This window comes from Micromonospora sp. HM134 (assembly GCF_007833915.1).
GTDB classification, from domain to species: domain Bacteria; phylum Actinomycetota; class Actinomycetes; order Mycobacteriales; family Micromonosporaceae; genus Micromonospora; species Micromonospora wenchangensis.
In genome coordinates this window covers 4,591,523-4,609,332 of record NZ_CP041061.1, presented here as the reverse complement: position 1 = coordinate 4,609,332, position 17,810 = coordinate 4,591,523, and the positions used below count along the sequence as shown (strand labels likewise).

Sequence of the window (17,810 nt, the reverse complement as noted above, 5' to 3'; positions counted from 1 at the left end):
CCGCCCGCCTGGGGCCGCTGTCGGTCGGCCCGGCTATCCTGCGCGACGCCGGGGCGTCCCCGGCGGGGGCTCGGGTGGGAGGTCGGGTGACGGTCGGGGAGTCGGACTCGGTGGCGTTCCAGGTAGCCGTCCGCGCGGTGGCGCAGGAGACGGGCGCGGGCCGGATCGTCGCCCTGCGTGGCCTCGGTGAGCTGGTGGCCGGCTGCCCCGGGCTGCGGCCCCGGGCGGTCGCGGCGCTCGCCGACGGGCTGCGGGCACCGGTGGGGGCCGACGGGTGGGACCCCGACGCCCGGCGGGAGGCGGGCCGGGTGCTGGCCACGCTGCTGAGCCCGGCGGCGGAGGACCCGGCCGGGCCGGCGACCCCGACCGCCGATCCGGAGCCGCCGCCCGCCGTCGACCTCGACCTGCGGGCGGCCACCCTGGTGGACCTCGACCTCGGTGGCGCGGTGCTGGGTGCGGCCCGGTTCGCCGACGCCCGGTTCCTCGGGAACACCTCGTTCGCCGACGTCCGGTTCACCGGCGACGCCGACTTCGCCCGCACCGTCTGGCCCGGCCCGGCCCGGTTCACCCGGGCCCGGTTCCTCGGCCATGCCACATTCGGTCGGGCCCGGTTCCGCGCCGACGCCGACTTCACCGGGGCCCGGTTCGCCGCGTTCGCCTGGTTCGGCCGAGGCGAGGACGAGCTGTGGGAGGACGACCCGGCCTGGGAGACCATCGAGGAGATCTCGCCGGCCCCCTGGGACGAGCCGAACGAGGACGACCCGCACTGGCCCGTCGCCGTGCTGATGGGTGACTACCAGGAGTGGAGTGAGGGCGGCGACGGCGCCCGGTTCGTCGGGCCGGTGTCGTTCCGGCAGGTCCGCTTCGCCGGTCCGGCCTGGTTCTTCAAGGCGCGGTTCGGGGCCGCCGTGACGTTCCGACAGGCCCGGTTCGCCGGGCCGGTCCACCTCGACCAGCCCACCGTGGACCTCACCGGCGCGACCTGGGCCGGTAGGGCCGACGACGGCCCGGTGTGCTGGCCGCTCGGCTGGACGCCGGCACCGGCCGGGCCGGACGGGGCGGAGCTGGTGCCCGACGACGCCGTCCACCCGTACGCGGGTCAGCTCGCCGACGCCGACCCGGACGTGCGCCGGGCCGGGCTGGCGGTCCTCGCCGACCTCGGTGACGCCCGGCCGGAGCTGCGGCAGCGGGTGGTGGACGCGGTCTGCGGCTACCTGCGTACGCCGTTGTCGTTCGACCTGGCCGGGCCCCGCACCGGCGGGCAGGCCGCCGAGCTGGAACTGCGGCGTACCGCGCAGCGGATGCTCGCGGCGCGGCTGCGTCCGTCGACGCACGCCCCGGGCGGGCCGCCGCACTGGGCGGGAACGGACCTCATGCTCTGCGGGGCCACCCTGGTCGACCTCGACCTCGGCGGTTGCCACGTCGGCTACGCCGATTTCACCGGCGCCCAGTTCCACGGCGGCACCGGGTTCGCGGGGAGCGTCTTCACCGGGGCGGCCTTCCGGCTCGGCGGCGACGGGCGGGCGACGTTCCACGGTCCGGTCAGCTTCGCCGGGGCACGGCTCGACCACCGGCGGAGTGTGCGCGAGATCCTCGGCGAGATGGCGGGTCACGCCGGGATGGTGATCGACGAGGCGGCGTCACCCGAGGGGTGAACGCCGCCGCGCGGCCCGGTGCGCGTCGGGCGGGTGTCGCGCGGTCCCGCCACCGGCCGCGTCGTCCCGGCCGGGCACGGTCAGCCGGTCACCCGGGCGACGAACGCGGCGACGTTCGCCGTCAGCCGCTGGACCTTCTCCGCCGTGGTGAGCGATTCCTGCATCCGGGCGCCGGGGCCGGCGTCCTTGCGTCCGCGGACGTAGAGCGGGCAGGCGAGGTCGGTGCAGAGGTAGGTGCCCACCGAGTTGCCCTGCTGCCCGGCCCTGCCGGCCCTTGGCGCGACCATCAGGCTGACGCCGCCGGCGGGGGTGGTCAGGCAGATGGCGCACATGCCGCGCGGCGGCTGCCGGGTGGTCGGGGTGGGGCAGCGCAGTACCAGGGCGGTCCGCCGGCCGTCGACCTCGGTGACCAGGTAGGCGCGGTCGGGGGCGCGGGGGTCCCGCCAGCCGAGGTAGTCCAGGTCGGGCCAGGGGCGGTCGGCCAGGTCGCGGGGGACGTACAGCCGCTTGCTCTCGCCCTTGGTGCAGTTGACGAACGCGGAACGGATCTCCTGCTCGGTCAGTGGCTCCATGACGGCCACGGTAATTTGCCTAAAACCTTTAGGCAAACCCATAATGAGTTATGGCACGTGCGGGCTTGACCACCGACCGTCTCACCCGGGCCGGCGCGGAGCTGGCCGACGAGGTCGGGTTCGACCAGGTGACCCTCTCCGCGCTCGCCCGGCGCTTCGACGTGCAGGTCGCGAGCCTCTACGCGCACGTGCGCAACTCCGCCGACCTGCGCACCCGGATCGCCCTGCTCGCCCTCGACGAGCTGGCCGTCCGCGCCGCCGACGCCCTCGCCGGCCGGGCCGGCCGGGACGCGCTGGCCGCCCTCGGCGGCGTCTACCGCGACTACGCCCGCGAGCATCCGGGCCGGTGGGCCGCCGCCCAGCTCAGGCTCGACCCGGCCACGGCCGCCGCCAGCGCCGGGAGGCGGCACGCCGGGCTGACCCGGGCCATCCTGCGCGGCTACGACCTGCACGAACCTGACCAGACCCACGCGGTCCGGCTGCTCGGCAGCGTCTTCAACGGCTACGTCAACCTCGAACTGGGCGGCGGGTTCGACCACAGCGCCCCCGACACCGGGCAGACCTGGACCCGGGTCCTCGACGCCCTCGACGCTTTGCTGCGCCACTGGCCGGCGCCCTGAACCGGCCCCGGTGGGCGCTACCGCAGCACCCGGAAGACCCGTACGCCGATCCCGATCGCGCCGATGACCAGCAGGCCGCCCAGCAGCTGGAGCCCGGGGGAGTCGTCGGACTCGCCGAGCACGACACCGGCCGCCCCGGCGGCCAGAAGCACGGCGGCGGCGGGGGCGAGCAGGTACCTCACGGCGTCGGCTCCCCGTCGTCGACGAATTCGAGCAGGTCGCCCGGTTGGCAGTCGAGCACCCGGCAGATCGCCTCCAGGGTGCTGAACCGCACCGCCTTGGCCCGGCCGTTCTTCAGCACGGCCACGTTCGCCGGGGTCAGCCCGACCCGCTCGGCGAACTCGCCGACGCTCATCTTGCGTTTGGCCAGCTCGACGTCGATGCGTACGACGATGGGCATCAGATCACCGCTTCCATGTCGGAGCGCAGCGTGGTGGCCTGGCGCAGCAGCGCCCGCATCACCACCATCAGCAGTCCGAGCACGGTGACCCCGACGGACAGCAGGAACAGCAGCATCGGCAGGCCGGGGTCGTCGGCGTGGAACCCGACGTAGCCGAAGACGCCCACCAGCGTCAGCCACCCGGCGGCGATCGCCCAGACGATGGCGTCCACCCAGACCAGCGCGGGTTCGCTGAAGATCCGGTCGTCGCGGACCAGGGTGAGCAGCCGCCAGGTGGCGACGATCACCACCTGGACGCAGAGCACCCAGAACACCGTCACGGCGGTGGCCGGCCAGCGCAGGTACGCCTGCTCGGGCGACTCCCGGGCCAGGTGGGCGAACTGGCCGGGCAGCGACATGGTCTGGAACAGCACGAGCACCGCGAACAGGACCACGAGAAAGACTCTGAGGGCGGTGACCGCCCAGCGTGCCGTCGTCATGTATCGACTATCGCTCGCAAACTATCGAAAGTCAATCGGTCACCGGCCACTCGTGGACCGGCCGGTTGCTGTGCATCAGCTCGACGTACTGCCGGACCACCTCGCGCAACGCCTCCGGCCGGTCGAGGTGGTCGGCCGACTCCAGCCGGTGCAACGTCGCCACCTGCCAGCTCGCGCCGTTACGCCCGGTCAGGCAGCGCTGCTCGATGATGCCCAGCAGCCGGTCACGTTCGGCCGGGTCCACCCCCCACCGGTCCAACCCCTGGTGGGCCAACGGCAGCAACCGGCGCAGCACCAGCTCGGTCGCCGGCAGGTAGCCCAGCCCCGGCCAGTACACCTGCGCGTCGATGCCGTGCCGGGCCCCGCTGGTGAAGTTCTCCTCCGCCGCGCTGAACGACATCTGCGACCACAGTGGCCGGTCCGACTCGGCCAGCGCCCGGACCAGCCCGAAATAGAACGCGCCGTTGGCGATCGTGTCCACCACCGTCGGCCCGGCCGGCAGCACCCGGTTCTCCACCCGCAGGTGCGGGCGGCCCTTCCACACGTCGTACACCGGGCGGTTCCAGCGGTAGATGGTGCCGTTGTGCAACCGCAGCTCGGCCAGCCTCGGCACGTCACCGGCGGCCAGCGTCTCGGCCGGGTCCTCCGGGTCGCACACCGGCAGCAGCGCCGGGAAGTAGCGCACGTTCTCCTCGAACAGGTCGAACACGCTGGTGATCCAGCGCTCGCCGAACCAGACCCGTGGGCGTACCCCCTGGGCCTTGATCTCCTCGGAGCGGGTGTCGGTGGCCTGCTGGAACAGCGGGACCCGGGTCTCGCGCCACAGCTCCCGGCCGAAGAACAGCGGCGAGTTCGCGCCCAGCGCGAGCTGGACCCCGGCGATCGCCTGGGCGGCGTTCCAGTAGCCGGCGAAGTCGGCCGGGCTGACCTGGAGGTGGAACTGGGTGCTGGTGCAGGCCGCTTCCGGGGTGATGGTGTCGGCCGTGGTGGCCAGCCGCTCCACCCCGCTGATCGAGATCCGCAGGTCCTCGCCCCGGGCGGCGAAGATCTGCTCGTTGAGCAGCGCATAGCGCGGATTCGCCGACAGCGCCCCGGCGGTCAGGTGCCCCGGCTCCAGGGTGGGCAGGATACCGATCATCACCATGTGGGCGTCGACCGTGCGGGCCTTCTCCTCCGCGGCGTTCAGGCTGGCCCGCACGTGCTGCTCGAACTCGGCCGTGCCGGTGCCGACGAGCCGCCGGGGCGCGACATTGATCTCCACGTTGAACTGGCCCAGCTCGGTCTGGAAACTGGGATCGGCGACGGCGGCGAGCACGTCGGCGTTGCGCATCGTCGGCCGCGAGTCGTCGTCGACCAGGTTCAGCTCGATCTCCAGGCCGGTCATCGGCCGCTCCACGTCGAACCGGGACTCCCGCAGCATCTCGGCGAAGACGTCCAGACACCGGCGGACCTTCTCCCGGTAGCGGGCCCGGTCCTCCCGACTGAACGTGCGCGCCCCGACTTCCTCGCCCATGGTCACCGCCCTGTCACCGTTGGTCCCGACAAACCTCGCACGTCCCGGGCGAACCGGGAAGACCCGAAGGACCCCCTACGTACCCACCGGCGACCCGGGTGATCCCCGTCGCCCGCCGCCCGTCGCGGGCCGGAAGGCGACGGCGGCTGGATAGCATGGCGCGATGCGCGAGAAGACGACCCGGCTGTTCGTGGCGGCGGCGATCGCCGAGGCCTGCTCCTGGCTGGCCCTGCTGGTCGGCATGGCGGTCAAGTACGGCCCGCCGGGCAACGAGATCGGCGTGCAGGTCTTCGGGCCGATCCACGGCGCGCTCTTCGTCGCGTACGGCATCCTGGTGCTCGCCGTGGCCCGGCTGCACCGGTGGTCGCTCGGGGTGACCTTCGTGGCGCTGGTCTGCGCGGTGCCGCCGTTCGCCACCCTGCTCTTCGAACGCTGGGCCGCCCGCCGGGGCCTGCTGCGGACCACCGCGCCGCAGCGCCCGCTGACCCCGGTCGGCTGACCGCCCCGGGCCACCCGTCGCCGCCTGCTGCCGCCCAGGCCCCTGCCGTGCGGGCCCCGGCCCGTCGGGGCGGGCGCGGGCCGGTCGGGTGACGTCAGGTGAGCACCACGGCGGCGGCGACCAGCAGCACCAGCACCGCGCCCAGCACCGCCTGGATCAGCAGCGGCGGGCCGAGGTGGCTCCACACCGTGGCGGTACGCGGGGTGAGCAACTGCCCGGTGGTCAGGTTGACGATCCGCTCGATGCGCGGCGGCAGGTCGACGTCCTGCGGGCTCAGCGTGAGCTGCACCCAGTCGGACGGGTGCACCGCGCTCTGCGCCAGGTGCCCGTGCAGCTCCACCTCGTAGAGCTGGCCCTTGTCGTCGCGCAGCCGGACCGGGGTGACCAGGAACTCCGGCCCCTTCTTGAGATCCTTCCACTTGCGGCGGCTGCCGCCGCCGGCCTGCGAGAGCGCCGTGCGCACCAGCATCACCAGCAGGCCCGCCACGCTCGCCGCGGTCAGCACCGCGACCAGCACCGGCTGGCCGATCCTCACCTCGCGGGTGTAGCCGTCCATGAACCGGACCACCCGCCCGGTGAATATCCGCTGCGTCGGGCGTATCACCCGATTACGGAGATCGCTGTCCATGTTCACCACCGAGAGTCCGGTTCCGTTCACTGATGGTATCCGTCTTCCGGGTCGAATGACATGAATGAACCGGGTGTCACGCCACCCGGACCGGTCGAGGTGACATCCCGGGCGGCGCGGGTAAGCGGGCGGCCGAGCCGGAAAGGGGTCGAGCATGCAGCTGTCCTTCCTGCACCCGCTCTACGACCGTCCCGGGCCGTGGTGCTCGGTCTACCTGGACGCCTCCCGGGACACCCAGGACGCGCGTCCGGCGCTGGACCTGCGCTGGCGGGCCCTGGCCGAGCAGCTCGCCGCCGACGGCGCGGACGAGCCGACCATCGCGGCGCTGGACCGGGTGGTCCGCGGCCACGACCCGCTGCCGGGCGACTACGGACTCGCCGCGTTCGCCAACCGGGGTCGGGTGGTGCTCTCCGAGTACCTCGCCGCGCCGCCCCTGCGTGACCTGGCCGCGTACGCCCCACTGCCGCACGTCATGCCGTTGCTCGCGCAGCGCGGGGAACAGGTCGCCTGGGTCCGGGTGCTCGCCGACCGCACCGGCGCGGACGCCGTCGCGGTCAGCGCCGGCGGGGTGCCCCGACGGGCCCACGTCACCGGCCGGCAGAGCTACCCGCTGCGCCGGGTGCAACCCGGCGGCTGGTCCCAGTCCCGCTACCAGCGGGCCGCGACGGAGGCCTGGCACCACAACGCCGGGGACGCCGCCGCAGCCACCGCCGAACTGGCCGAGCGGGTCGGCGCGGACGTGGTGGTGGTCGCCGGCGACGTCCGGGCCACCGGGATGATCGCCGCCCAACTGCCGCGCCGCTGGCAGGACGTGGTGGTCCGCACCGACGCCGGCTCCCGGGCCGGCGGCGCCGACCCGGCCGCGATGGACGACGTCACCGTGCAGACCATCGCCGAGGCCGCCGACCAGCACGTCACCGCCGCGCTGGACCGGTTCGGCACCCAGGAGGACGTGGGCGTCGGACTGGACGCCGTGGTGGCCGCCCTGCAACGCAACCAGGTCGACACCATGCTGCTGGTCGACGACCCGTCGGCCGTCGGCGAGCTGTGGATCGGCCCCCGGGCCACCGACATCGCCACCGCGCCCGACCAGCTCGCCGCCGTGTCCGACCCGCAACGGGTCCGGGCCGACGCGGCCCTGGTCCGGGCCCTGGTCGGCACCGACGCCGACCTGACCGTCCTCGGGCCGGACGAGGCCCCCGAGCTGGCCGACGGCGTCGGCGCGGTGCTGCGCTACGTCGACCCGGCCACCCCGGGACGCGACCATGGCTGACCGCACCGTCGCGCACCTGGTGGTGGACCGGTTGCGGGCCTGGCGGGTGCCCCGCGCCTTCGGCTGCCCGGGGGAGGCGATCGCCCCGGTGGTCGGGGCCCTGGACGCCGCGGGCGGGGACCCGGAGTTCGTCCCCGCCCGGCACGAGGAGAGCGCCGCCTTCATGGCCACCGGACACGCCAAGTTCACCGGCGGCATCGGGGTCTGCCTGGCCACCCAGGGCCCCAGCGCGGTGCACCTGCTCAACGGCCTGTACGACGCGAAGCTGGACAGCAAACCGGTGGTGGCGATCGTCGGTGAGGACGTCACCGGGCCGCTCGGCGAGGTGCACGAGGAGATCGGGCTGAGCCGGCTCTTCGGCGACGTGTGCCACCAGTTCGTCCGCTACGGGCGTACCCCGGAGCAGGTGCCGGCCCTGCTCGACCAGGCGTTCCGGACCGCCGCGGCGACCCGCAGCCCGACCTGCGTGGTGCTGCCCCGGGCGTTGCAGGAGGCCGCCGTGCCGCAGCTGCAACCGCACACCGCCGGGGTGCTCACCGCGACGCCCGGCGAGCCGCTGGCCCGGGTGCTGCCGCACCAGGCCGACCTGGACGCCGCCGCGGCGCTGCTCACCGTCGGGCAGCGGGTGGCGATCCTGGTCGGGCAGGGCGGCCGGGGCGCGGCGGAACAGATCGTGGCGCTGGCCGACCGGCTCGGCGCCGGGGTGGCCACCTCGCTGCTGGGCAAGCCGGTGCTCGACGAACGGCTGCCGTTCCACACCGGGGTGCTCGGCGAGGTCGGCACCACGGCCGCCGCGCAGCTCATGGGCGGCGCGGACACCCTGCTGCTGGTAGGCACCAACGACCCGTGGACCGACTACTTCCCGATGCCCGGCCAGACCCGCACCATCCAGATCGACATCGACGGGCGACGGATCGGCACCCGGTACCCGGTGGACGTGCCCCTGGTCGGCGACGCCACCGAGACCCTGCGCGCGCTGCTGGGCCAGGTCGCCGACCGCCCCGACCGGCACTGGCGGGCCACCGTGGAGGGTGCCGTCGACCGGTGGCGAACGGAGGCCGCCGCGCACGCCGCCGCGCCGGCCGAACCGGTCAACCCGCAACTGGTCCTGCGGGAACTGTCCGCCCGGCTGCCGCACACCGGGTCGGTCGCCGTCGACGTCGGCTCGGTGCTCTCCTGGTACGCCCGCCACCTGGTGCTGCCACCCGGGGTCGACGCACAGCTCTGCGGCGCCCTCGGCTCGCTCGGCTGCGCCCTGCCCTACGCGTTCGCGGCGAAGCTGGCCCGCCCGGACACCCCGGTGCTCGCCCTGCTCGGCGACGCGGCGATGCAGCTCAACGGCCTCGCCGAGCTGATCACCGTGGCCCACCGCTGGCAGGACTGGGCCGACCCCCGGCTGGTGGTGCTGGTGCTCAACAACCGGGACCACTCCGGGCTCGGCGACGGCCGCTGGCAGCCGGGCGTGCCCGGTCGCCGGGCCGACGTGCCGTACGCCGGCTGGGCCCGGCTACTCGGCCTGCACGGCGTCCGGGTGGACCGGCCGGAACTGGTCGGCGCGGCCTGGGACGAGGCGCTCGCCGCCGACCGGCCGTGCGTGCTGGAGGCGGTGGTGGACCCGACGGTGTCGCCCGGCGCTCCGGAGCCCTCCCTGGCCGACCTGCGGGGCCTGTTCGCCGACGGTGACGCCACCCGACGCATCCGGGACCGGATGATGGCGGCCGAGCGGCAGGTCGTCGAGGCGGAGGATCTCGTCTAGCCCCCGGCCCCCGGCATCCCTGACCCCACCAGTCACCGGGGAGGCGCGACGTCCTTCCCACCGACCGCCGTTAGTCCGGATGTGCGCCGCCCGGTCACCCCGAAACCCCGCCCGGCCCGCCCGGACCGGGCTGGGCGGTCGCCGACCGGGGTGCACCGGTAGGGCGTACCGGCGGGCGGGTCGGGGATTGCGCCCGTCGGGACGCGATGCCCCGTTTAGACCCCGAAGGGGCGGGAAGCCGGGCCGCGTGGTGAGCGAACGAGGCGGGGTGGAGCCGGTGCGGACGGCACCGGCCGGGCCGACGGCCCGGGGCGCCGGACTGGCCGGCGACCGGGTCGTCACGGCCGGCAGCACCGCACGGGTGCTGGTGGCCGCCGCCGCCCGCGCGCTGCGCGGGGTGGACTGCGCCGACCTGGGACACCCGACGTCCGCGTCCCGGTTCGCCGTCGCGCGCAACGCCGGCCGGGTGGCGCTCACCGCCGCCCAGGCCAGCGAGGTGGACGGGGAACGGGTGGCCGGCTGGATCGTCGACCAGTACCCCCGGGAGCGGTACCCGGCGGTGGTGCTGGGCGCGCCGCACGCCGCCGCCGTGCACCTCGCCGTGGCGCTCGGGGTGCCCTGGCTGCCCACCGGCTTCGAGATGACCGCCCACTGGACGCACGGCGCCGTGGACCGTCCCGCCGCCGCGCTCGACCAGGGGGCCGCGTTCGCCGCCCGGGTCCTCGCCGGCAACTCCGGCCTGCACCTGCGCCAGGTGCACTGCCCGGCGAGCCGGGGCGCGCTGGCCGGCGCGGCGATCAGCCTGGTGGCCCGCTGGCGGGCGCTGCCGGTGGCGTACGCCCGGTTCCTGGCCGACCGGCTGACCCACCGGGCGGCGGTGCTGCTGGTCGACGACGTACGCCGGTGGCCGGTGTCGGACTCCGGGCAGGGGCACAGCTTCCAGCTCGGCTGCCCGGCCAGCGGCCTGCGACCGGTGGACTTCCACCCGGACTCGCCCGCCCTGCGTCAGGTGCTGCGGGCCGCCGGCGCGACCGGGGACGGGTGGGAACCGCCGGCGGTCACCGCCGCCGGGGAGTCCGCCGAACACGGGGTGGAGCCGGGGTTCGCCCGCGCGCTGGGGCACTGGGCCGACGGTCGGGGCCACGAGCTGCGGCAGGTGCGGGTGCCGCACCCGGGGGCGCTCAGCGCGGCCACCGCCGACCTGTACCGGCGGTGGCTGCGCCGGGCCGGCAAGACGGGCGACCGGCTGGTGGTCGAGTGCGGCCGGGTGTTCGATCCGTGGCAGGTGGTGCGGGCGGGGCTGGTGCCGTACTGGTGCGAGAACGCGACAAGGCGCAGCGTCGAGGAGGTGGAGTGGTGGCTCGCCGGCAGCGAGCCGTTCAGCTCGGTGGACGTGCTGCCCGAGTCGCCGGGGCTGCGCTCACCGGCGGTGGCGGGGCTGCCGCAGTGGCTGGCGGTGGCGGCGTTCGGTCGTCGTCGGCGGGCCCTGGACCGTACCGCCGCCCGGGGCTACCCGGTGGCGTCGGTGGCCACCCGGCGGGCCACCGAGGTGTTGCGCGGGCAGCCGTACGACCTGCCGACGCCGCCGCCGCTGAGCGTCGGTGACGCGCTGGCCGGGCTCCGCGAGGCGGGCGCGCCGCTGGGGCTCGCCGTGTCCTGACCGTCCCCGGTCCCACGGCGCGGCCGGGCCGGAGACGGCCGGCCGGTAGCCCGGAAAGGGGACGCCGGGGGTGTCCGCGCCGCCCGGCCGGACCCGGCACACCGAAACATCCTCGCGAACCCGGGGACGCGTGATTGAGTACCTGGGGAGCGGGAAGACCGCTCGCCGCGACGGTCCGCCGCGTGGCGGCCGGTCGTCGCCCGCGCGTGTCCGGTGATCCCGGCGCGGCACGTGAAACCCCACTTCCGACCCGGTGCGTGGTGCCACCACGCGCCGAACCGGCCCGATCCGGGCGGGGGACCTTCCTGAGGGAGGCGCGGATGTTCGGACAGACCACCACGACCACACCACCTCCGACCGACCGGGGGCTGGAGGACCTGGACGCCGCCGCGTTGGCGTACGCCGCGCGGATCGCCGGCCTGCCACCGGAGCGCCGGGGGGAGGCCCGCGAGGACCTGGTCCGGTTCGCCCTGCCGTTCGCCGGCCGGCTGGCCCGCCGCTACCGGGGGCGGGGTGAACCGTTGGAGGACCTGGAGCAGGTGGCCCGGCTCGGGCTGGTCAACGCCGTCGACCGGTACGACCCCGAGCGGGGTTCCTTCACCGCGTACGCCGCGATCACCATCGTCGGTGAGATCAAGCGGCACTTCCGGGACCGCACCTGGGGGGTGCACGTGCCCCGCCGGCTGCGGGACCTGATCCTGGAGGTCGGGCAGGCCACCTCGGCGTTGACCAGTGAGCTGTCCCGGGCGCCGAGCGTGGCCGAGCTGGCGGCCCGGCTGGAGACGCCGGAGGAGGAGATCCTCGCCGCCCTGGAGTCGGCGGCCGGCTACAGCCCCGCCTCGCTCAACGCGCCGGTCGGCGGGGAGAGTTCCGCCGAGTTCGGTGACCTGGTCGGTGAGTCGGACAACGCGTTGGAGTCGGTGGACGACCGGGTGACGGTCAGCGGGCTGCTGCACCGGCTGCCCTGGCGGGAGCGGCGCATCCTGGCGATGCGCTTCTACGGCAACCAGACCCAGGCGGAGATCGCCGCCCGGTTCGGCATCTCCCAGATGCACGTGTCCCGGCTGCTGTCGCGGGCGTTGACCTGGCTGCGTCAGGCGATGCTCGCCGACACCCCGCCGCCGTGGCAGAACGGCACCGCCGAGGCGGAGACCGGCCGGAACCGGATCGCGGTCAAACGCACCCCGGAGCGGACGGTGGTCGAGGTCGGGGGCGAGATCGACCGCGACGGCGCGGACCAGCTGCGCCGGATGATGCTGGAGGCGGTCGCCGGGCAGCCCCGCGAACTGGTGGTGGACCTGGACGGCGCGGGCGGGGTGGACGCCGGGGGCATCGCCGCGCTGGTGGCCGGCCGGGACGCCGCCGTCCGCACCGGGGTGCCGCTGCGGCTGACCCGGGTCCAGCCGGCGGTGCGCCGTTCGCTGGCCGCTGCCGGCCTGCCCGCCACCGTGGACGCCTGAAACCCGCCCCGCCGGGGCGCGACGAGCCGGGGCCGGCACCCTGCACAGGGTGTGCCGGCCCCGACGGTCGTCGGTCAGTGCCGTCCGGGGTCGTCGTCCGGGCCGTGCGGGTGCCGCCACCGCTGCGGGGTGCCGGGGTCCGGGTCGTCGGGCCGGTCGTCCTCGGGGGCGTCGGAGTGCGCGAAGCCGGGGCGGCGGACGTCCTCCGGTTCGGGCACCACCACCGGGCGGGCGCCGGACTGCGGCGCGGGCTGGTACGCCACCGCGTCCCGGGCCCCGTGCGCGCCCTCGGCCGCCGGTGACTCGGGGATGTGCCGCTCGTGGTGCAGCTCGTCGTGCAGCTCCTGCGGCGGGCGGGTGGTGCGTTGCGGCAGGTCCCGGCCGAGGTCGGCGACGAGCGGGCCGTACTTGGCGTCGAAGGCGGGGCGCTCGGAGCGGATCCGGGGCATCCGGTCGAAGTTGCGCAGCGGCGGTGGGCAGGTGGTGGCCCATTCGAGGGAGTTGCCGAACCCCCACGGGTCGTCGACGGTCACCAGCGCCCCGTACCGCCAGGACTTCCAGACGTTGTAGAGGAAGAACAGGGTGGACGCGCCGAGCACGAACGAGCCGACCGTGGAGATCATGTTGAGTGTGGTGAAGCCGTCGCTGGGCAGGTAGTCGGCGTACCGGCGGGGCATGCCCTCGTCGCCCAGCCAGTGCTGGACGAGGAAGGTGGCGTGGAAGCCGACGAACATGGTCCAGAAGTGCAGCTTGCCGAGCCGTTCGTCGAGCAGCCGGCCGGTCATCTTGGGGAACCAGAAGTAGACCCCGCCGAACGCGGCGAACACGATGGTGCCGAACAGCACGTAGTGGAAGTGCGCCACCACGAAGTACGAGTCGGTGACGTGGAAGTCCACCGGCGGGCTGGCCAGCAGCACCCCGGTGAGGCCGCCGAGCAGGAAGGTCACCAGGAAGCCGATGGCGAACAGCATCGGTGTCTCGAAGGTGAGCTGCCCCTTCCACATGGTGCCGATCCAGTTGAAGAACTTCACCCCGGTGGGCACCGCGATCAGGTAGCTGAGGAAGCTGAAGAACGGCAGCAGCACCTGGCCGGTGGCGAACATGTGGTGCGCCCACACGGTCATCGACAGCACGGTGATCGCGACCGTGGCCAGCACCAGCCCGGTGTAGCCGAAGATCGGCTTGCGGCTGAAGACCGGGATGATCTCGGTGATGATGCCGAAGAACGGCAGCGCGACGATGTAGACCTCGGGATGGCCGAAGAACCAGAAGAGGTGCTGCCACAGCATCGGCCCGCCGGTCGCCGCGTCGTACACGTGCGCGTCGAGCAGCCGGTCCGCCCCCAGCGCCAGCAGCGCGGCGGCCAGCAGCGGGAAGACCAGGATCACCAGGACGGCGGTGAGCAGCATGTTCCATGTGAAGATCGGCATCCGGAACATGGTCATGCCGGGCGCGCGCAGGGTCAGCGTGGTGGTGATCAGGTTGACCGCGCCCAGGATGGTGCCCAGACCGGAGACGACCAGGCCGACCACCCACAGGTTCGCGCCGATGCCGGGGGAGTTCGTCGCGTCGCTGAGCGGGTTGTACGCGGTCCAGCCGAAGTCGGCGGCGCCGCCGGGGGTGAGGTAGCCGCCGACGACCATGGTCCCGCCGAACAGGTACAGCCAGTACGCGAACGCGTTGAGCCGGGGGAACGCCACGTCCGGGGCGCCGATCTGCAACGGGACGATGTAGTTGCCGAAGGCGAACACCAGCGGGGTGGCGAAGAGCAGCAGCATGATCGTGCCGTGCATGGTGAACGCCTGGTTGTACTGCTCGGGGGAGAGGAACTGCATCCCGGGCCGGGCCAGCTCGGCCCGGATGAGCAGGGCCAGCACCCCACCGATCAGGAAGAACACGAACGATGTGGCCAGGTAGAGCAGACCGATCTGCTTGGCGTCGGTGGTGCCGAGCAGCCGTAGCAGCTTGTTGCCGGGCAGCGCCGGGCGGACCGGCCCGGGAAAGCCGCCGAACCGGGCCGGGGCGAGGATGGCCGGCCCCCGGTCTCGTGCGGGCTCCGTGGTTACCCGTCTGGGCATGGCTCTCTCACCCCGTCGTGACGACAGAAAGGACGGGCGCGACTACCCGCCCTCCGCCCATGTAACCAGGCGACAGGGGGAATTTCGGTCAATTCGCCGGCAGGAGTGCCCACACCACCTTGCCGTCGGCCAGCGGGGAACTGCCCCAGCGCTGCGCCATCTCCCGGATCAGCAGCAGCCCCCGGCCGCCCTCGGCGGACAGGTCCGGGCCGGCCGCCCGGGCCGCCGTCCGGCTGCCGTCGGCCACGGCCACCCGCAGGTACGGCTGGTGCAGGGTCAACGTGATCCGCATCGGGGTGTGGGCGTGCCGCACCACGTTGCCGACCAGCTCGCTGAGCACCAGCGACGCCGGCTCCACCAGGTGCGGCACGTTCCACCGGGAACACGCGTCACCGACCAGCTCACGGGCCCGCCGGCAGGCCCCCGCCACCGGCTCCAACCGGGCCCGCAGCCGGGGCGTGGCGGTCGCCCCGGCCCACCGGGTCGCCTCCGCGCAGTCCTGCCGCACCGGCACCACCCGGCAGGTGGTGGAGGTGGCCAGCCAGGCGGCGGCGTCCGGCGGGGGAGAGCAGAGCACCATCGGCACCGCCGGCCAGTCGGCGGCCTGCCGGGCGGTGGCGGCGAACACCGACAGCGCCAGCCGGTCGGCGACGGTCACCCCGCCCAGGTCGACCACCAGCGCGTCCGGCAGCGTGGTCAGGCAGCGGTCCAACACGGTGTGCACGGCGCGCATGGTGCCCAGGTCGAGCGCGCCGGCGAGGCGTACGACGGTCACCGGTGACGCGTCGCTGACCTCGCAGGTGATCCGGCTGACCATCGGCCCCTCGATTCCGCTCGTGGTGCTGGGGAGAACCGCCAGGTACCCGGGCCCCGGCGGACCGAAACCGGGCCCACGTTCGGCGACGGTCGGGCCCGGTCGTACCGTCGACGCCCGCCGGCCGTGGGCGGTCGCGGCCGGCTCAGGCGGCCCGCAGGTGCGGCACCCGGGCGGCGGCGCGGACCGTCTCGTAGAGGGCGACGTACCGCTGCGCCATCACCGCCGGGGTGAACCGCTCGGCGGCCTCCCGGCGGCACTCGTCCGGGTCGAGCCGCCGCGCCGCCAGCAGCAGCTCACCCAGTTCGTCCTCGTCGTCGGTGAGCAGCCCGGTACGCCCGTGCTCGACCAGTTCGGGCAGGCAGCCCCGGGCGGTCGCCACCACCGGTGTGCCCAACGCCAGCGACTCCACCACGGCGGTCCCGCCGGGCTCCTCCCAGCGCAGCGGGAACAGCGCCGCCCGTGCTCCGGCCAGCAGGTCGTCGCGCTCGTGGCCGGCCACCGTGCCGACCCAGCGGACCAGGTCGCCGTCGACGTGCGGGGCGACCTGGTCGTGGAAGAACCGCACGTCCGGGTTCTGCCGGGCCTCGCCGCCCGCCGCCGCCAGGTCCGCCGGCCGGTGGTAGGGCCCGACCGGGCCGGCGAGCACCAGCGGCACCCCGGTACGCCGGGCCAGCCGGGCGCCGACGTCCTGCCCCTTGCCCGGGTTGATCCGGCCCAGGATGACCGTGTAGTCGCCCTTCACCGGCGGGGGCGTCCGGTCGGCGTGCACCGCCAGCGGGGTCGCCAGGTGCACGTGCCCGACCGCGTGCTCCCGCAGCGCCCGGGGCGCGCGGGCCAACTGGGCGGCGGAGACGCCGTTGACCCGTACCCGCGCCCCGCCGTCGAGGGTGCCGTACAGCTCGGGGTGCTTGGCCAGGTCCCAGTGCAGGGTGTGCAGCACCGGTGGGGCGGCCGGCCCCATCGCCGCCAGGGTGGCCAGCCCGACCGCCTCCACGTGGTCGTGCACCAGGTCGATGTCGTCGCGGCCGCGCACCTGCCGGACCACCCCGGCCAGGTGCGCCTGGGACACCCCGCACACCTGGTTGTACGGCCGTTGCAGCGCCGCGAACTGCCCGTCGGCGTAGACCGAGAACTTCTCGTCCACCGGCAGGGTGCTCGACCCCACCGACGCCAGCACCACCTTCACCCCGAGCCGGCGCAGCTCCGGCACGAGGGTGGCGACGACGTTCTCGATGCCGCCGTAGCCGGGTGGCGGCACGGACAGCCACGGGCCGGCGTTCATCAGCACGGTGAGGCTCATGATCGGGACTTCCTCTCGGGACGGACGGGGTCCCGGGCGGGTCTCGACCCCGCGCGTCGGGTGGCGCGGCGCACCGTCACGCGGCCACCCGCCGGCGCGGCAGCCGGGGCCGCAGCTCGGCCAGGGGCGGGCGTTCCTGCACCGAGACGTCGGTGACGACGACCTCCCGGTCGAGATTCGGCAGCGCCTCCGAGCCGCCCCGCCGGAACTGGGTCAGCAGGGCGCCCGGGCTGGTGCCCGGGGCGGCCCAGCCGCGCCGCTGCAACCGCGCCCAGGCGGTGTGCATGATCTGCGCGGACATCCGGCCCAGGGCCGCGGTGTCCTGGTGCCGGTGCTTGCGCTCGCCCAGGTCGACCTGGGCCAACGCGTCCAGGCCGACCAGTTCCAGCAGGTCGATCAGCATGGCCGTCTCGACCCCGTAACCGGTGACGAACGGCACCCGCTCCAGCACCTCGCGCCGGCCGGCGTACTCGCCCGCGAGGGGCTGCACGAAACCGGCCAGCTCCGGCCAGAACAGGTTCAGCAGCGGCCGGGCCATCAGCTCCGTCACCCGCCCGCCACCGTCGGTCTCCACGCTGGTCGTGCCGACCAGTGGCCGGTGGTAGAAGCCCTTCACGAACTCCACCGACGGATCGACCAGCAGCGGGCCGATCAGACCGGTCACGAAGTGCGGCCGGAACTCCCGCAGGTCGGCGTCGACGAACGCGACGATGTCGCCCTCGGCGGCGGCCAGGCCGGCCCAGAGCGCGTCGCCCTTGCCGGTCAGCCGGGGCAGGCCCCGGGTCATCTCGTCCTGGCCGACCACCTCCGCGCCGGCGGCCCGGGCCACCTGCGCGGTCCGGTCGGTCGACCGGGAGTCGACCACGATCAGCTCGTCGACCAGGGGGACCCGGTCCATCAGATGTTCCCGGATCGTCGCGACGATCGCCCCGACGGTGGCTTCCTCGTTGCGGGCGGGCAGCACCACGCTGACCCGGTTCTCCCCCTTGGCCCTGATCAGCCGTCGCGTGGGCCAGTCCTGCGCCGACGTCGTCCGGTAGGTGGCCCATGCCTCCACGACAGGGGAGACGATCGGTTCTGTGTCCCGCACTGGCAAACCC

General features: G+C 74.5%; 17 protein-coding genes. 7 read left to right on the top strand and 10 right to left on the bottom strand.

Annotated features, from left to right (window positions below; genetic code table 11):
• Positions 1-86 precede the first annotated feature (86 nt).
• Positions 87-1,655: a pentapeptide repeat-containing protein gene (locus FJK98_RS19785; RefSeq protein ID WP_145920351.1), complete on the top strand. Its 1,569-nt coding sequence runs from the start codon at positions 87-89 to the stop codon at positions 1,653-1,655.
• Positions 1,656-1,735: 80 nt separating this feature from the next.
• Here the strand turns inward: FJK98_RS19785 and FJK98_RS19780 are convergent, their stop codons facing one another.
• A complete protein-coding gene (locus FJK98_RS19780) occupies positions 1,736-2,227 on the bottom strand; it encodes an FBP domain-containing protein (RefSeq protein WP_145920350.1) in 492 nt (163 codons plus the stop codon).
• 65 nt (positions 2,228-2,292) lie between these two features.
• Here FJK98_RS19780 and FJK98_RS19775 point away from each other — a divergent pair, with 65 nt between their 5' ends.
• Positions 2,293-2,847, top strand: coding sequence for a TetR/AcrR family transcriptional regulator (locus FJK98_RS19775; RefSeq protein ID WP_240762177.1), 555 nt, complete (start codon positions 2,293-2,295; stop codon positions 2,845-2,847).
• A 17-nt stretch (positions 2,848-2,864) separates the two neighbouring features.
• Here FJK98_RS19775 and FJK98_RS33280 read toward each other — a convergent pair whose 3' ends face one another.
• From FJK98_RS33280 to FJK98_RS19760, 4 genes are read right to left on the bottom strand one after another with little or no spacing between them, the layout of a single operon-like run.
• The gene (locus tag FJK98_RS33280) at positions 2,865-3,029 is read right to left on the bottom strand and encodes a hypothetical protein (RefSeq protein ID WP_168222509.1); all 165 of its coding nucleotides are present in this window, start codon (positions 3,027-3,029) and stop codon (positions 2,865-2,867) included.
• Positions 3,026-3,247 (bottom strand): helix-turn-helix transcriptional regulator, encoded by a 222-nt coding sequence (locus FJK98_RS19770; protein WP_088645242.1) that lies wholly within the window; start codon positions 3,245-3,247, stop codon positions 3,026-3,028. The genes FJK98_RS33280 and FJK98_RS19770 overlap by 4 nt, the downstream gene beginning before the upstream one ends.
• On the bottom strand, positions 3,247-3,726 hold the full coding sequence (locus tag FJK98_RS19765) for a DUF2975 domain-containing protein (RefSeq protein WP_145920348.1): 480 nt from the start codon (positions 3,724-3,726) through the stop codon (positions 3,247-3,249). The genes FJK98_RS19770 and FJK98_RS19765 overlap by 1 nt, the downstream gene beginning before the upstream one ends.
• A 31-nt stretch (positions 3,727-3,757) precedes the next feature.
• The gene (locus FJK98_RS19760) at positions 3,758-5,239 is read right to left on the bottom strand and encodes a glutamate--cysteine ligase (protein WP_145920347.1); all 1,482 of its coding nucleotides are present in this window, start codon (positions 5,237-5,239) and stop codon (positions 3,758-3,760) included.
• Between the two features lie 163 nt (positions 5,240-5,402).
• Here FJK98_RS19760 and FJK98_RS19755 point away from each other — a divergent pair, with 163 nt between their 5' ends.
• On the top strand, positions 5,403-5,738 hold the full coding sequence (locus FJK98_RS19755; protein ID WP_145920346.1) for a DUF3817 domain-containing protein: 336 nt from the start codon (positions 5,403-5,405) through the stop codon (positions 5,736-5,738).
• Positions 5,739-5,832: 94 nt separating this feature from the next.
• Here FJK98_RS19755 and FJK98_RS19750 read toward each other — a convergent pair whose 3' ends face one another.
• Positions 5,833-6,375: a hypothetical protein gene (locus tag FJK98_RS19750; protein WP_194822840.1), complete on the bottom strand. Its 543-nt coding sequence runs from the start codon at positions 6,373-6,375 to the stop codon at positions 5,833-5,835.
• Positions 6,376-6,520: 145 nt separating this feature from the next.
• On the opposite strand from FJK98_RS19750, the gene FJK98_RS19745 reads away from it, so the two are divergent.
• The 4 genes from FJK98_RS19745 to FJK98_RS19730 all read left to right on the top strand — a co-directional run bounded on the left by FJK98_RS19745 (position 6,521) and on the right by FJK98_RS19730 (position 12,515).
• Positions 6,521-7,639, top strand: coding sequence for a Vms1/Ankzf1 family peptidyl-tRNA hydrolase (locus FJK98_RS19745; protein ID WP_145920344.1), 1,119 nt, complete (start codon positions 6,521-6,523; stop codon positions 7,637-7,639).
• Positions 7,632-9,395: a thiamine pyrophosphate-binding protein gene (locus FJK98_RS19740; RefSeq protein ID WP_145920343.1), complete on the top strand. Its 1,764-nt coding sequence runs from the start codon at positions 7,632-7,634 to the stop codon at positions 9,393-9,395. The genes FJK98_RS19745 and FJK98_RS19740 overlap by 8 nt, the downstream gene beginning before the upstream one ends.
• A gap of 247 nt (positions 9,396-9,642) precedes the next feature.
• A complete protein-coding gene (locus tag FJK98_RS19735) occupies positions 9,643-11,055 on the top strand; it encodes a hypothetical protein (RefSeq protein WP_370516913.1) in 1,413 nt (470 codons plus the stop codon).
• A gap of 320 nt (positions 11,056-11,375) precedes the next feature.
• A complete protein-coding gene (locus FJK98_RS19730; protein WP_145920341.1) occupies positions 11,376-12,515 on the top strand; it encodes a SigB/SigF/SigG family RNA polymerase sigma factor in 1,140 nt (379 codons plus the stop codon).
• 74 nt (positions 12,516-12,589) lie between these two features.
• On the opposite strand, the gene ctaD is transcribed toward FJK98_RS19730, so the two are convergent.
• The 4 genes from ctaD to FJK98_RS19710 all read right to left on the bottom strand — a co-directional run bounded on the left by ctaD (position 12,590) and on the right by FJK98_RS19710 (position 17,767).
• Positions 12,590-14,593: a cytochrome c oxidase subunit I gene (gene ctaD, locus FJK98_RS19725; protein WP_145920340.1), complete on the bottom strand. Its 2,004-nt coding sequence runs from the start codon at positions 14,591-14,593 to the stop codon at positions 12,590-12,592.
• Between the two features lie 88 nt (positions 14,594-14,681).
• Positions 14,682-15,410, bottom strand: coding sequence for an ATP-binding protein (locus FJK98_RS19720; protein WP_145920339.1), 729 nt, complete (start codon positions 15,408-15,410; stop codon positions 14,682-14,684).
• A gap of 142 nt (positions 15,411-15,552) precedes the next feature.
• Positions 15,553-16,710, bottom strand: a complete 1,158-nt coding sequence (locus FJK98_RS19715; RefSeq protein ID WP_145920338.1) for a glycosyltransferase — start codon at positions 16,708-16,710, stop codon at positions 15,553-15,555.
• Positions 16,711-16,786: 76 nt separating this feature from the next.
• Positions 16,787-17,767 (bottom strand): glucosyl-3-phosphoglycerate synthase, encoded by a 981-nt coding sequence (locus tag FJK98_RS19710; RefSeq protein WP_240763023.1) that lies wholly within the window; start codon positions 17,765-17,767, stop codon positions 16,787-16,789.
• Positions 17,768-17,810: the final 43 nt, after the last annotated feature.

Excerpts from the sequence above, each read along its gene's own strand:
- FJK98_RS19730 (WP_145920341.1), top strand. The coding sequence starts at position 11,376 with ATGTTCGGACAGACCACCACGACCACACCACCTCCGACCGACCGGGGG.
- FJK98_RS19765 (WP_145920348.1), bottom strand. The coding sequence starts at position 3,726 with ATGACGACGGCACGCTGGGCGGTCACCGCCCTCAGAGTCTTTCTCGTG.
- FJK98_RS19720 (WP_145920339.1), bottom strand. The coding sequence starts at position 15,410 with ATGGTCAGCCGGATCACCTGCGAGGTCAGCGACGCGTCACCGGTGACC.
- FJK98_RS19755 (WP_145920346.1), top strand. The coding sequence starts at position 5,403 with ATGCGCGAGAAGACGACCCGGCTGTTCGTGGCGGCGGCGATCGCCGAG.
- FJK98_RS19760 (WP_145920347.1), bottom strand. The coding sequence starts at position 5,239 with ATGGGCGAGGAAGTCGGGGCGCGCACGTTCAGTCGGGAGGACCGGGCC.
- ctaD (WP_145920340.1), bottom strand. The coding sequence starts at position 14,593 with ATGCCCAGACGGGTAACCACGGAGCCCGCACGAGACCGGGGGCCGGCC.
- FJK98_RS19770 (WP_088645242.1), bottom strand. The coding sequence starts at position 3,247 with ATGCCCATCGTCGTACGCATCGACGTCGAGCTGGCCAAACGCAAGATG.
- FJK98_RS19780 (WP_145920350.1), bottom strand. The coding sequence starts at position 2,227 with ATGGAGCCACTGACCGAGCAGGAGATCCGTTCCGCGTTCGTCAACTGC.
- FJK98_RS19745 (WP_145920344.1), top strand. The coding sequence starts at position 6,521 with ATGCAGCTGTCCTTCCTGCACCCGCTCTACGACCGTCCCGGGCCGTGG.
- FJK98_RS19715 (WP_145920338.1), bottom strand. The coding sequence starts at position 16,710 with ATGAGCCTCACCGTGCTGATGAACGCCGGCCCGTGGCTGTCCGTGCCG.
- FJK98_RS19740 (WP_145920343.1), top strand. The coding sequence starts at position 7,632 with ATGGCTGACCGCACCGTCGCGCACCTGGTGGTGGACCGGTTGCGGGCC.